Raw genomic sequence first — 13,330 nt, 5'->3', positions numbered from 1 at the left:
GCGACTATGACCTCGATGAACAAGGTCTTCGCGGACCTTCCCGTCACCATTTTCGAGGCGATGTCGCAGGCCGCGCGCGACAACAACGCGATCAATCTTGGTCAGGGCTTCCCGGACGATCCCGGGCCTGAAGATATCCGCCGCGCTGCAGCCGACGCCGTCTTGAACGGCTACAACCAGTATCCCTCGATGATGGGGCTGCCGGAACTGCGGCAGGCGATCGCCGCGCATTATGCGCGCTGGCACAAGCTCGACCTCGACCCGATGAGCGAGGTGATGGTCACCTCGGGCGGCACGGAAGCGCTGACGTCGGCGATCCTGGCCGTGGTCGAGCCCGGCGACGAGGTGATCTGCTTTCAGCCGGTCTATGATTCCTATCTGCCGATCATCCGCCAGGCCGGCGGCATTCCGAAGCTGGTGCGGCTGGAGCCGCCGCATTGGCGGCTGTCGGAGGAGATGCTGCGCTCGGCTTTCACGCCGAAGACCAAGGCGGTGCTGTTCAACGATCCGCTCAATCCGGCTGCCGTCGTCTATCCGCGCGAGGATCTCGAATTGCTGGCGCGGTTCTGCCAGGAGTTCGACGCGGTTGCGATCTGCGACGAGGTCTGGGAGCACGTGGTGTTCGACGGCCGTGAGCATACCCCGCTGATCACCATTCCCGGCATGCGCGACCGCACCATCAAGGTCGGCTCGGCCGGCAAGATCTTCTCGCTGACCGGATGGAAAGTCGGTTTCGTCTGCGCCGCGCCGCCACTTCTGCGCGTCGCCGCCAAGGTGCATCAGTTCCTGACCTTTACGACAGCGCCCAATCTGCAGGTCGCGGTGGCCTACGGGCTCGGCAAGTCTGACGACTATTTCCTCTCCATGCGTGCAGAGCTCGCGCGGAGCCGCGACCGGCTGGCCGCCGGACTGGAGCGCCTGGGCTTTCCCGTCCTGAAGGCGCAGGGCACCTATTTCCTCACCGTCGACCTGTCGCCGCTCGGGCTGAACGAGACCGACGAGGCGTTCTGCTGGCGTATCGTCAAGGACTACAAGGTCGCCGCGATCCCGGTCTCCGCTTTCTATGAGCAAAATCCGGTGACCTCGGTGGTGCGCTTCTGCTTTGCCAAGAAGGACGCGACCATCGACACCGCGCTTGAACGCCTCTCCGACGCGATCCACCGGCGCTAGGGATTGATCGATATGCGACGCGGCCGCAAGCAGGGCTTTCTCGATCTCCTCATTGCCGCCGCGCTGCTGATGGTGTTGCTGCCGGCGACCGCCGCGGAGCGGGTTGTCAATTTCTACAACTGGTCGAACTACATGGCGCCGGGAGTCCTCGACGACTTCACCAAGGAGACCGGCATCAAGGTGGTCTATGACACGTTCGATGCCAATGAGACGCTCGAGACCCGGCTGCTCGCGGGCAAATCCGGCTACGATGTCGTGGTCCCGACCGCCTATTTCCTGCAGCGTCAGATCAAAGCGAAGATCTTTCAGCCGCTCGACAAGGCGAAGCTGCCGAACCTCATCAATGCTTGGCCGGTCGTGACGCAGCATCTTTCGACCTACGACCCCGGCAACCAATACGCCGCCAACTACATGTGGGGCACGACCGGGATCGGCTACAACGTCAAGGCGGTGGAGAAAGTCCTCGGTCCCGGCGCCCGCATCGACAGCTGGGATATTGTCTTCAAGCCGGAAAATCTCGCCAAGTTCAAGGATTGCGGCATTCACATGGTGGATGCCGCCGACGATGTCTTCCCGGCGGCACTCAATTATCTGAAGCTCAATCCCAACTCGACCAATCAGGCGGACCTCGAGAAGGCGGCCGATCTCATTAGCAAGATTGCGCCCTACATTCGCAAGTTTCACTCATCGGAATATCTGAGCGCGCTTGCGACCGGCGAGATCTGTCTTGTGGTTGGTTATTCGGGCGATGTCATGCAGGCGCGCAGCCGTGCGGCCGAGGCCAAGAACGGCATCGAGATCGGCTACACGATCCCGAAAGAGGGCGCGCAGCTGTTCTTCGACAATCTCGCGATCCCCGCCGATGCGCAGCATGTTGCGGAAGCCTATGAGCTGATCAACTATCTCTACCGACCCGAGGTCGCCGCCAAGAATTCGGATTTTCTATCCTACGCAAATGGCAATCTGGCGAGCCAGAAGCTGATCGATCCGAAGATTCTGAGCGACAAGAACATCTATCCGGACGAGGCGACACTTTCGAAACTGTTCGACATCACCGCGCGCGATCCGGCGACCCAGCGCATCATCAACCGGCTCTGGACCCGGGTGAAGACGGGGCGGTGATTTCCTTTCGTTGTTGCGAGCGAAGCAATCCAGAGTCACAGGAAGCTGGATTGCTTCGTCGCTGACGCTCCTCGCAATGACGGTCCAGGCTAACCGGCGATCCGGTGCATGGCGCAGAGCTTGTTGCCGTCGAGATCGCGCAAATAGGCCAGATAGAGCTTGCCCGTGGAGCCCTCGCGCACGCCGGGCGGCTCTTCGCAGGTGGTGCCGCCGGCGGCGACGCCGGTCGTGTGCCAGGCATCGACCTGTTCCTGGGAATCGCAGGCAAAGCCGATCGTGCCGCCATTGGCCGCCGTTGCCGGCTCGCCATTGATGGGTTTGGATACGGCGAAGACGCCGCTGCGCGTGATGTAGAAAATGCGATGGCCGTCGAGCCTGGCTGGCCTCACGCCGAGCGTGCCGAGCAGCGTGTCATAGAACGTCTTGGCCTTGTCCAGGTCGTTGGTGCCGATCATGACGTGCGAAAACATCCGTGCGTGTCCTCCTCCTGATCCCCGAACGCGTGCCGGGGTGCTGTTTGCCCGAACGTCGGCAATGACGGCTTGGCGTCGACTTGCGGTGACGTGGCGCTACGGTAGCGAGGGTTGGCACACGGCGTAACTGATTTCTTGCGTGACGCGACGCTTGCGGAGCATTGGATGCTGCCGCGCATCTTCCTTGCGAAGGAATATTCCCGCTTGGCTTACCGCCAGCGGCGATGCAGCCAGAGCCATTGCTCCGGATATTCGCGGATCCAGCCCTCGATCACCGAGGTGACCGCCTGCATGGTGCCCTGGATCTCGATCTGGCCGTTGGCATCGCGTACCGGCTTCACTTCCTCCGAGAGCTCGGCGCGGAAGCGGTGGTCGGGCAGGCGGATGATGCGCACGCCGTGCACCGGGCATTCGACCTGGCGGAGCAGCCGAGCCAGCGTCGGATTGGCGCGGGTCTTGCGGCCGAAGAAGGTGACCTCGACGCCATTCCCCATATACTGGTCGACCAGCATCGCGACGTGCTGGCCGTTCCTGAGCGCCTCCCCGAGTCGCAGCGGCGCGTCGCGGCCGGCCGGGATCAGGGTGCCCATCTTCACCTGCCGCATTTCCTGGATGATGCGGTCGGCGGAAGCGATGTTCGGCTTGCGATAGAGGATCGCGGCGTCGAGCCCATGGGCGACGGCCGCCAGCGCCGGCATCTCCCAATTGGCGAGGTGGCTCGCGAAGATCAGCCCCGGCTTGCCGTCGAGCCTCAGCTGGTGAAACAGCTCGTATGTGCGCGGCGACAGCTCGATCCGGCTCGTCTCTGGGTGCGCTTCGCTATAGTCCCAGATCTTGTCGAGATGGGCGAATTCGGCGCCGACGCGGCCGAGATTGTCCCAGACCCCGGCGAGAATCGCGTCGATCTCGTCCGGCGATTTCTCCGGGAAGGCCGCGACGAGATTGGCGCGGCCGATCCGATGCTCGCGCAGGCGCGGACCGATCAGTTGCGCAATCCGCGCAAACAGATCGGCGGTCTTGATCGGATCGAAATAGCGCGTGGTGCGCAACATCCCGACGGTGAGCGCACCGACCGCGGAGGCGCCCAGCGATTTCGAGGCCTCGCGGAATCGGGCCTTGGTCCGGGCGATCAGAGCGGTCATCGTGACGGGTGAACGCCGATCAGGCTGGTTCGCGGGTCAGGATCAGCGAGGCGTTCTGGCCGCCGAAGCCGAACGAGTTCGACATCACGGCGGTGACGCGCGCATCGCGGGCCTTGTTGCCGACCACGTCGAACAGGATCGCCGGATCCGGGACTTCGTAGTTGATGGTCGGCGGAATCCGTTGATGTTCGAGCGTCAACAGCGAGAAGATCGCCTCGACCGCGCCAGCGGCCGAGATGGTGTGGCCGACCATCGACTTGTTCGAGGAGACCGGAATCTTGCCGGTGTGCTCGCCGAACACGGCGGAGACTCCGACATATTCCATCTTGTCGTTCTCGGGCGTCGCGGTGCCGTGCGCATTGATGTGGTCGATCTGCTCCGGCGCCATCCCGGCATCAGCCAGCGCCTTGCGAATGCAGCCGATGATCGGCTTGCCGTCGGGCGAGGAGCGGGTGCGATGGAACGAGTCGGTGAGCTCGCCGCAGCCGGCGATGACGCCCAGGATATTGGCGCCGCGGGCGACCGCAGCATCATAGCTCTCCAGCACCAGCGCGCCGGCGCCTTCGGCCATCACGAAGCCGTCGCGATTCTTCGAGAACGGTTTCGAGGCAGCCTGCGGCGGCTCGTTCTGGGTCGACAGCGCCGAGAGCAGCGAGAAGCGCACCAGGCCTTCCGGATTGACCGAGCCTTCGGTCGCGGTGCACAGCGCGACATCGGTCTCGCCGCGACGGATCGCCTCGACGCCGAGCTGGATCGCGGTGGCGCCGGACGCGCAGGCCGTCGAAAGCGAGATCGGCGAGCCCTTGGTGCCGAAGGTCTCGGTGAGATAATCGGCGACCGAGCCGAATTGGAAGCGGTGATGATAGGGCAGGAATTTGCCGCCGCCGCAGACGCCGAGCAGGTCGTCATAGCTGAATTCGGTGCCGCCGACCGCGTGCGCGAGCTCGAGGCGCTGCGGCCACTCGATCTCGACCGGCGCGACGGCCAGGAACAGCGGGCCCGGAAAATCACCCTTACGGCCGACGCCGGATTGCGTGATCGCTTCCTCGACGGCGAGGTGGGCCAGCCGCTCGGCAAGCCCGGTCGAGGTGAAGGGCGTGACGGGGACGAAATCCACCGTCCCGGCCATGGTCGTCTTGAGGCCGTCGATCGGAAAACGCGTGATGGTGCGGATGCCGGATTCGCCGGCGACGAGCTTGGCCCAATTGTCGGTCTTGCCGGCGCCGAGCGACGTCACCACTCCCATGCCGGTGACGACGACGATGGGGCGTCCAAACTTGTCGCGTGTCGCAGTCATGATGTCCCCCGTCGTCAAATCCCGTCGCGTTGCGTCGGTTAGTTGACCGCTTCGACCAAGGCCATGCCTTCGCCGCGGTAATGGCCGGCCCCAACCACCACAATCTGGGTCGGCGCCTGCTTGGTTTCAACCTCGACGCCGGTCGAATCGCCCGGCGGAAACAGTGCGCCGCGTGAGATCGAGAGCGCCGCGAGCGCGAGCCCGAGCGCAAACTGCGTCTCCATCGTGTGGCCGAAGCGCGTGCCGCTCGATCGCACCGCGAAATCCCGGTGCCCTTCAAGGAAGGCGCGCTCCTCCGACGTGACAGGCTCGGCGCCGGTCGCGCCGGTGATGATGGCGCCACCGCCCTCATGCACGCCGACCGCCGACCACAAGGTTTCGAGCGTTGCAGCCACCGCGCCCGGCTGCTTGCGCTGGGCGCGATCGGCGACAACGCGCGTCAAGCGGGCCAGCGGCTTGGCGCCGCGCGCCAGCGCATGCGCTTTTGATTCGATCACCAGGAAGGCGCCGGCGGAGCCGAGCGCAAAGCCGGGATGCTCCTGGCGCGCCCAGACCGGGGAGAACTTGTGCTTCAGATTGTAGTCGCCGAACTCGTAGAGGACGAGCAGGTCCTTGCGCTCGCCATTATGCGATCCGCCGACCAGCGCGATCTCGCTCTGACCGCCGGCGATCCGCGCCAGCGCGATGCGCGCGGCGTCGACGCTCGAGACCTCTTCGCCCATGAAGGTGCGCGAGGTGCCGCAGACTCCGTGCGAGATGGCGATATTGCCGGCGAGCAGGTTCGACAATTGCGCCAGGAACAGGGTCGGACGCAGGTCGCTCATCAGCCGATCGTTGAGGAAGCCCGGCGTGCAGTTGCCCTGAGCCTCGGCGTTGAGGATCGCGGTATCGACGGAGATGTCGCGCTCGCCGCCGCCGGCGGCGACGATCATGTCCATGCGCGACAGGATCTCCTTGTTGCCTTTGAGCCCGGCCGAGTCGAGCGCAAGACCGGCGGCGTAGGTGCCGATGCGCTGCCAGGCCTCCATCTGACGCTGTTCCTTCTTGGGGATCTGCGTCTCCAGATTCACCGGCGCCCAGGGGTGGATCACGTAGGGCGCAAAGCCCTTCTCGTCGACATTGATGCGGCCGGCGTTGAGCGCCTCCCAGTTCGCATCCAGCCCTTCGCCGAGCGATGTCGCAAGCCCAATGCCGGTGATCCAGACTTCGACTGGTTCCGGCGTCGCAGATGTCGTCTCAGTCATGGGAAAGGGCCTGTTGCGGAAAGCCGATGCGCTTGGCTTCGGCATCCATGTGTCCGCGCAGCTCGGGATTGGGGAAGGGAATGTGGCTGAAGGTGAGGGTCGCGTTGGAGCGAAGCTTGCCCGCGACCTTCACCCGAGCCTCGGTGATGGCGTAGCCGGAGCCTTCGTGCAGCACGTTGGCCTCGACGCTCAGCACCTCGCCGGGCGTGACGAAGCCGCGCATCTTGGCTTCCTTGACCGCAGCCAGGAACGGCATGCGTTCGAAATTCATCAGCGCGAGCAGCAGCCAGCCGGAGGTCTGCGCCATCGATTCAATCAGGAGCACACCGGGCATGATCGGATAGCCAGGAAAATGCCCCTCGAAGATGGTGTTCTCGGTCGGAACCTGCGCCTCGACAACGATGGTCTTCTCGCCGACCTTGAGGTCGACGATGCGGTCGATGAGTTTGAAATATTCGATCTGCATGGCGGGCGATCAGGCGCCCTTTGCTGCGACCAGTTCGTCAATACGCGCGCAAAGGTTCTTCAGCACGAAATACTGTTCGGTGCTGGCCTTACCGTCGTTGACTTCCTGCGTCCATTTTTCCAGCGGCAGCTTGATGCCAAAGGCCTTGTCGATCGCAAAGGCGATGTCGAGGAAATCGAGACTGTCGATGCCCAGATCGTCGATGGCATGACTGTCCGGCGTGATCGTGTCGCGCGGGATGTCGCAGGTTTCAGCGATGATCGTGGCGACCTGATCGAATGTTGAGGACATCACTAAGCCTTTGATATATTGGAGACAAATCCGATGCGGCGCGACGGCTGGACACCGCTTGGCGGCGTGTCCTGGTACGAGCCCGAGAACCCCCGTCGCCCGGGAGTCGAGTGCCCGTATATCGGAGCGCCGCCGTGAGTTCAATGGAGGTAGGGTAGGCGGCACGCGCCCGCCTTGGGATGTCGGGTTCGGCCGATTTCGCCTGCGATCACGGCACCATCAGGGCGTGTAAGGCTCCGTGAGAATGCGGGCGCAATCACGCCGGCCGGTCAGAACGCAATCCTGGGTCTTCCGCAGGTCTGCAATGCTCATCGCAAGCCAGATGCCGATCGCCGTCAGCGCCACCGTGAAGGCGAAGGCCGCGATATTGGCAAGAATCCTGTGGCGGAAATCATCGGTTTCTTGGCGGGGCCGCTCGTAACGCGACAGATCCAGCGGATCCGGGTGCGGGGGCTCTCGTCTCGGCAGCGGCACTGGCGGACCACCGCCCTCGACCGCCCGGCGGATGGGCGCGCTACGCGGCCGGAAGGGCACCACGCGATGCTCGTCCTCGGCTGCAATAGGGCGCTGGGTCTTCATGGCCTTCGACTCCGATGCTCACTTCTAGCACGCGGCCGCCGCGTCTCAGCAAAAAACTTTAGCAGGGCAGGCGTGCATGATCGCACCACTTCGACCTTCGGATGTGTTCCTCGATCATCAGATTTCGACCGTTTCGTGGAACCGGCCGTAATCGACCCGAACGCGTCCGTCTGGATTCGTGGCATCCAGAATATCGGCATATCGATGGCCAAAGCGGATGTCCGGATGATCGTAGGACTTGCGCGCATGCACCGCTTGCGCCGCAACAACATCATAGCCCGTCACCACCACGGACAGCGACAGATTGACGGCTTCGAAATCGGCCATGGTCATGCCGTGCAATGGGCTGGTCTCGTCGATGACGTGATGGAGTGTCCAGCTCAATGCCAGGGCCGGGCTCTCGCTGCGCAACAGCGGCAGCTCGACGAAGCGGCGGAACGGCATGCCCTCGGCCGTGACGACGTTCTTGAACAGCCACAGCCTGGCGCTGGCGTTGCCGATCAGGTTCTGCCGTTCATTGGCGAGGCGAACCATCAGCGTCGGCGCGCCTTCATGGTTGGAGATCACCAGCTGATTTGCAAACAGCAGCCGCGCCTGTGGCCGGGAGAACCGGGCGAAGATGAGCCCGGTCATCACCGACATCGAGAAGATGCCGGTGAACAGCTCGATCGTTGCGATGAAGTGGCCGTAATGCGTCTGCGGATGCATGTCGCCATAGCCGGCCGTCGAGAGCGTCTCGATGCTGAAGTAGAAATAATCGATATAGGCGCCGCCGGGCACGTTCGAGATCGGCTGATGGCCAAGCCAATAGAACGCGGCGAAGAAGGCGTTGAAAGCGAGAAACACCAGCGCAGCTCCGCTGATGAAAGCGGGCCAGGATGCGGTCATGCAGCGGTGGCTGATGTCGTCCCAGAAATTGAGATTCAATCCCTCGGTGATGATCTCGCGCCCGCCCAGGCGAACGACGCGCCCCTTCGCCATCCAGTCGTTGTGTTCGCCTGCAACTTGTTTCAATTCGTAAGTCCGCTTGATCCGACCCCGGCTCGTGTATGACGCTTGAGCGCCCGTATCACCGTGGCATAATTGCATGAATCGGTGCACAAAATTGATACTCAATTACCGGAGATTCAAGCATGGCGAACACCCGCGAGCCGATCCTGCATCCGGTGCCGATCCTGGCGCTGCGCCCGACTCAGATGACGGTTGGGATGCGCGAGGTGAAGGAGAAACGCAAGCGCTGGCGCGAGCGCAAATCGGACAAGAAGCGGGCCGAGCTGCTTGGTCAGCACATGATCCCGGTCGTGTTCGGGCCCGATGAGCGCTACTATGTGGTAGATCATCACCATCTGGCGCGGGCGCTGCACGACGAAGGCGTCAAGGACGTGCTGGTCACCATTATTGGCGACCTCACCATGGTCGACCGTGATGCCTTCTGGGGCGTGATGGACAACAAGCGGTGGGTCTATCCCTACGACGCCAAGGGTGAGCGTCGGCATTTCAAGGATTTGCCGAAAACGGTCGCCGACCTCAAGGATGATCCGTTCCGCAGCTTGGCCGGCGAGTTGCGCCGCGCCGGCGGCTTCGCCAAGGACACCACGCCGTTCAGCGAATTCCTGTGGGCGGATTTTTTGCGGCGGAAGATCTCGCGCAAAACCGCGGACGACCATTTCTCGGTGGCGATGGAACGAGCGCTCGAGTTCGCTAAGGGGAATGACGCCGTCTATCTGCCCGGCTGGTGCGGTCCGCATGCGGACGGCTGAGTTCGGGAGCTACGCCTGCTTCGGCAGGCGTCCCATCAGATAGAACTCGTCATTCGGGCGCATGGCCGTGACGTTGGCCATGCGGTTCGACAGCGCGAAGAAGGCGGCGATCGCCGCGATGTCCCAGATGTCGCCTTCGCTGAAGCCGTGGCTTGCCAGCGCCGCGAAGTCGGGATCACCGACGGTGTTGGCTTCCAGGGCCACTTTCATCGCGAAATCCAGCATCGCCTTCTGCCGCGGCGTGATGTCGGCCTTGCGATAATTGATCGCGACCTGATCAGCGATCAGTGGGTTCTTGGCACGGATGCGCAGGATCGCGCCATGGGCGATCACGCAATATTGGCACTGGTTGGCGGCCGATGTCGCCACCACGATCATCTCGCGCTCGGCCTTGGTCAGCCCGCCGTCTTTCTCCATCAGCGCGTCGTGATAGGCGAAGAAGGCGCGGAATTCGTCCGGCCGGTGCGCTAGAACCAGGAACACGTTGGGCACGAAGCCCGACTTCTCCTGCACGGCCAGCAGGCGCGCGCGGATGTCCTCCGGCAGCGCATCGATGGCAGGGACAGGAAAGCGGCTGATGGCGGGCTGTGTCATGGGCGTGGTCCGGCTGGCGTGTCTGACCGTCAGACCATAGTGCATCGGCAAGAGGCCGCAAGCTGCAGCCGGCTAGTTCACGACCTCCACGGTCGCCGAGCGGCCCGCGACGAGCTCGGCGCCATCAGGAACGTGATCGAGCGCGACCCGCACGGGAACGCGCTGGGCGAGGCGAACCCAGTTGAACGTCGGATTGACGTTGGCGAGCAGGCTTGCGCCCTCGGCGCGATCGCGATCCTCGATGCCGGCGGCGATGCTCTGCACGTGCCCGGTCAGCTCCTGATGCGCGCCCATCAGCCAGATCTTGACCGGCGCACCGACGCGGATGCGCGGCAGCTTGGTCTCTTCGAAATAGCCCTCGACGTGCAGCGTGTCGGTGTCGACCAGCGCCATCACGCCCTTGCCGGCGCTGACATAGGTGCCGGGCCGGAGATCCATGTTAGTGATGGTGCCATTGACGGGGGCATGCACCTCGCTGCGCTCGAGATTGAGCTTGGCCACTGCCTGGTCGGCGAGCGCCTGATCATAGGCGGCCTGCGCCTGCTGCTGCGTTGCCAGCACCTGTTCCTGCTTCTGCTGCGAGACCGCCTCGGTTGTGAGGGAGCGATAGCGCTTCAAATCCGCATTCGCCTCGTTCAGGCTCGCGAGTCGCCCGGCGACGGCCGCGTCGGCTTGTTGGAGCGCCAAGGTGAAGCGCGCCTGGTCGATGCGGAAGATGACGTCGCCGCGATGCACGGGCTGATTGTCATGGACAAGGACATCGGTCACGAAGCCGGACACATCGGGCGCGATCTGGACGACATCAGCGCGCACGCGGCCGTCTCGCGTCCATGGCGCCTTCATGTAGTAGCCCCAAAGATAGGTCCCGACCAGAATGGCCGCGGCGACCGCGACCGCAGTGACAGCGATGCGTCCGAGCAGGCCGAATGTGCTTCTCACGACAGATACTCCGAAGACAGATAAACAACGCCTCCCAGAAGGCAGATGAAGACGGCGAAATCGAACAGCGCGGGATGCCACACCAGCCGATAAAATCCGATGCGGCGGAGACCGGCGTGCAGGAGGCTGGAGGCCGCATAGGCAATCAGCAGCCAGAGCAGCAGCGCCGGCATCAGGACGCCCGCGATGTCGATGTCGTATCTCATGCGACCAGGCTCCGCAGATGGGCTGCATGTGCATCATAGGGCGGCGCCTCCGGGAACAGCGCGGCGCGGATGCCGACAAGCCCGATCAGCGCATCCTCCTTGGGCCGTGCAGGCGGCTCGTCGAGGGCTCTAGTCATGGCATTGTCGATGCGGGCCAGGAGATCAGGCGGCATCGGCGCGGCGGCCCGGTTGCGGCACGCCGCCGCCAGCCGGTCCAGCATCGCATCGATGGCGCTCAAGGTCGGCGTCGCCAGGCCATGCCGGGCACGCCTGATGTCGATGATGTTGAGGCCGACACGCAGCTGGCTCAAGCCGGCGAGTTCGGAGCGATCGGCTTCGGGAATGGCGGCAAAGCGCTGCGCCAAGAGACCGAGCCGATCCAGCATGAGGCCGACGAAGGCGGCACGATCATTGTGGCCGCGCCGCTCCGCGGTCTCGGCCAGGTTCGTCCAATTCGTCTGCAGCAGGCGTTGCGCAATCCACTCGGCGCGGGCTGATCGGACCAGACGTGTCAGCACGATGGCCGCCACCATGCCGATCATGAAGGCCAGCGCCGAATTGGCATAGCTTTCGAAATCGGCATTGTAGGTCGATTGCAGCGCCAGCAGGGTCGCGCCATTGGCAGCGAGCGCCATGCCGATCGGCGTCGTGCTCGGGCGCGCGATCAGGACGCCGAACAGGATGAAGGAGGGAGCCAGCGCGGCGATGAGCATTTCGATGTCGGAGATCGCCGGGATGATCGCAAACAGATAGACCGCGTCGATGACGATCGCGACCAGCGACCAGATCGCGAAATTGCGGATGCTCGGAGCGGGATCGTCCTGGGTCGCGAAAAACGAGCAGGCGACAGCTGCCATCATCGGCGCGGAGGCGCCGTCGACCCAGCCGGTGCCGATCCAGAACGCGCAACTGACCAGGATCGCGACGACGACGCCGGCTGCCGACCATAGCGCCAGCGCATGATCGCGATGCCGCGCCGGCGCGATGCCTTCCTCAGTGCGGAAGGTGAGGGGGACTTGCGTGCTGTCGCCGTCAGCTGCGATCGCGGTGTTCAGCGCGCGGCAATCCTCGGAGATGTCGACCAGTTCGCGCAGCCTGATCAACAGGCTTGCGGTCATGATCTGATCCCAGGATGTGTTCGCATCCAGGGCCGGCCGCAACGCACTGATTGCGGAATGAAGAGCGTTGATAGGCTCCCGATCCTCGCTCTCGGCCATCACCCATCGTGCCAGCCGTTGCAGCAGTTCGGCGAGTTCGGGGCGGATGCGATCGCCCAGCGCGGCGAGCCGGTCGCGGATCGAACCGAGCAGCGGCAACAGCAGCAGCATATGCAGCCGGAGCGCGCGCAGCCCGCGCACCGCATTGTGGTCGGCGAGCCGGTCGAATGCGAGGTGAGTGGCCAGCGTATCGATTTCGAGCGCTTCAACGGCGAGGTGCAGACGGTTCACTTGATCTTCGGTGCCAGCGCCGCCGCCGAGCAGCACGTCACGGCTCAGGCGCCTGGCTTGCGCCAGCCAGCCTTCCACCTTGGCACCGACCACCGGCGCCACGCTTCGCGGCAGCACCAGGGTGGAGACCAGGGTCGCGCAGATGATGCCGAGCGTGATCTCCTCGGTGCGTGCGACCGCGGTTTCGAAGATGCTGGCAGGATCGGTCACGGCCGGGAAGCCAATCAGCGCCAGCGTGTAGCCGGCGAGCATGAACAAATAGCTGCGCGGCGTGCGGTCGAGCAGAGACAGATAGAGGCAGAGGCCGGTCCAGAGCGCAACTGCAAGGCAGAGCAGTTCCGGCGCGTTGACGAGATTGGGGATGAGCGCCACCGAGGCCGCCGCGCCGGTGATGGTTCCCAGCACGCGATACAGCGCCTTGGAGCTGGTGGCGCCGGCGAGCGGTTGCGAGGTGATGTAGACGGTGGCCATGGCCCAATAGGGCCGCGGCAGGTCGATCCACAGCGCGATCACCAGAGCGAGCGTCGCCGCGCCAAATGTCTTCAAAGCGAAAATGAGGTCCGCGCCGCGAACCGGAGAGATCCGGGTTTGGCTCATGG

Annotated in this window: 15 protein-coding genes; 3 read left to right on the top strand and 12 right to left on the bottom strand. The window is 63.9% G+C overall.

Features of this window, described 5'->3' with window-relative positions:
* Nucleotides 1-6: 6 nt before the first annotated feature.
* Both ACQR1W_RS04455 and ACQR1W_RS04450 read left to right on the top strand, forming a co-directional pair.
* Nucleotides 7-1,170 (top strand): aminotransferase, encoded by a 1,164-nt coding sequence (locus ACQR1W_RS04455; RefSeq protein WP_434849652.1) that lies wholly within the window; start codon nucleotides 7-9, stop codon nucleotides 1,168-1,170.
* A gap of 69 nt (nucleotides 1,171-1,239) precedes the next feature.
* Nucleotides 1,240-2,292, top strand: coding sequence for a polyamine ABC transporter substrate-binding protein (locus ACQR1W_RS04450; RefSeq protein WP_434849728.1), 1,053 nt, complete (start codon nucleotides 1,240-1,242; stop codon nucleotides 2,290-2,292).
* Between the two features lie 89 nt (nucleotides 2,293-2,381).
* On the opposite strand, the gene ACQR1W_RS04445 is transcribed toward ACQR1W_RS04450, so the two are convergent.
* The 8 genes from ACQR1W_RS04445 to ACQR1W_RS04410 all read right to left on the bottom strand — a co-directional run bounded on the left by ACQR1W_RS04445 (nucleotide 2,382) and on the right by ACQR1W_RS04410 (nucleotide 8,798).
* A complete protein-coding gene (locus tag ACQR1W_RS04445) occupies nucleotides 2,382-2,762 on the bottom strand; it encodes a VOC family protein (protein ID WP_434849651.1) in 381 nt (126 codons plus the stop codon).
* Nucleotides 2,763-2,974: 212 nt separating this feature from the next.
* Nucleotides 2,975-3,907 (bottom strand): lipid A biosynthesis lauroyl acyltransferase, encoded by a 933-nt coding sequence (locus tag ACQR1W_RS04440; protein ID WP_434849650.1) that lies wholly within the window; start codon nucleotides 3,905-3,907, stop codon nucleotides 2,975-2,977.
* A 19-nt stretch (nucleotides 3,908-3,926) separates the two neighbouring features.
* Nucleotides 3,927-5,204, bottom strand: a complete 1,278-nt coding sequence (locus ACQR1W_RS04435; protein ID WP_008973694.1) for a beta-ketoacyl-ACP synthase — start codon at nucleotides 5,202-5,204, stop codon at nucleotides 3,927-3,929.
* 38 nt (nucleotides 5,205-5,242) lie between these two features.
* Nucleotides 5,243-6,448 (bottom strand): beta-ketoacyl-ACP synthase, encoded by a 1,206-nt coding sequence (locus ACQR1W_RS04430; RefSeq protein ID WP_434849649.1) that lies wholly within the window; start codon nucleotides 6,446-6,448, stop codon nucleotides 5,243-5,245.
* A complete protein-coding gene (locus ACQR1W_RS04425) occupies nucleotides 6,441-6,914 on the bottom strand; it encodes a 3-hydroxyacyl-ACP dehydratase FabZ family protein (RefSeq protein WP_008973692.1) in 474 nt (157 codons plus the stop codon). The genes ACQR1W_RS04430 and ACQR1W_RS04425 overlap by 8 nt, the downstream gene beginning before the upstream one ends.
* Before the next feature lie 9 nt (nucleotides 6,915-6,923).
* Nucleotides 6,924-7,205 (bottom strand): acyl carrier protein, encoded by a 282-nt coding sequence (locus ACQR1W_RS04420; RefSeq protein ID WP_006609130.1) that lies wholly within the window; start codon nucleotides 7,203-7,205, stop codon nucleotides 6,924-6,926.
* Nucleotides 7,206-7,424: 219 nt separating this feature from the next.
* Nucleotides 7,425-7,784: a hypothetical protein gene (locus ACQR1W_RS04415; RefSeq protein WP_434849648.1), complete on the bottom strand. Its 360-nt coding sequence runs from the start codon at nucleotides 7,782-7,784 to the stop codon at nucleotides 7,425-7,427.
* 117 nt (nucleotides 7,785-7,901) lie between these two features.
* Nucleotides 7,902-8,798 (bottom strand): ion channel, encoded by an 897-nt coding sequence (locus ACQR1W_RS04410; protein WP_434849647.1) that lies wholly within the window; start codon nucleotides 8,796-8,798, stop codon nucleotides 7,902-7,904.
* 119 nt (nucleotides 8,799-8,917) lie between these two features.
* Here ACQR1W_RS04410 and ACQR1W_RS04405 point away from each other — a divergent pair, with 119 nt between their 5' ends.
* Nucleotides 8,918-9,544, top strand: coding sequence for a ParB-like protein (locus tag ACQR1W_RS04405; protein ID WP_434849646.1), 627 nt, complete (start codon nucleotides 8,918-8,920; stop codon nucleotides 9,542-9,544).
* A 9-nt stretch (nucleotides 9,545-9,553) separates the two neighbouring features.
* Here the strand turns inward: ACQR1W_RS04405 and ACQR1W_RS04400 are convergent, their stop codons facing one another.
* The 4 genes from ACQR1W_RS04400 to ACQR1W_RS04385 all read right to left on the bottom strand — a co-directional run bounded on the left by ACQR1W_RS04400 (nucleotide 9,554) and on the right by ACQR1W_RS04385 (nucleotide 13,328).
* Nucleotides 9,554-10,138, bottom strand: a complete 585-nt coding sequence (locus ACQR1W_RS04400; protein WP_434849645.1) for a peroxidase-related enzyme — start codon at nucleotides 10,136-10,138, stop codon at nucleotides 9,554-9,556.
* A gap of 72 nt (nucleotides 10,139-10,210) precedes the next feature.
* On the bottom strand, nucleotides 10,211-11,077 hold the full coding sequence (locus ACQR1W_RS04395) for an efflux RND transporter periplasmic adaptor subunit (RefSeq protein WP_434849644.1): 867 nt from the start codon (nucleotides 11,075-11,077) through the stop codon (nucleotides 10,211-10,213).
* Complete coding sequence (locus ACQR1W_RS04390; protein ID WP_434849643.1) at nucleotides 11,074-11,283, bottom strand: DUF1656 domain-containing protein; 210 nt, start codon at nucleotides 11,281-11,283, stop codon at nucleotides 11,074-11,076. Before ACQR1W_RS04390 ends, ACQR1W_RS04395 begins: the two co-directional genes overlap by 4 nt.
* Nucleotides 11,280-13,328 carry an FUSC family protein gene (locus ACQR1W_RS04385; RefSeq protein WP_434849642.1) on the bottom strand — a complete coding sequence of 683 codons (2,049 nt, stop codon included), beginning with the start codon at nucleotides 13,326-13,328 and terminating at the stop codon, nucleotides 11,280-11,282. Before ACQR1W_RS04385 ends, ACQR1W_RS04390 begins: the two co-directional genes overlap by 4 nt.
* Between the last annotated feature and the right edge of the window lie 2 nt (nucleotides 13,329-13,330).

It is taken from the genome of Bradyrhizobium sp. HKCCYLS1011 (assembly GCF_051167795.1).
Classification (GTDB): Bacteria; Pseudomonadota; Alphaproteobacteria; order Rhizobiales; family Xanthobacteraceae; genus Bradyrhizobium.
The sequence above is the reverse complement of the archived record's forward strand: the minus strand, read 5'-3'. Positions and strand labels throughout refer to the sequence as shown.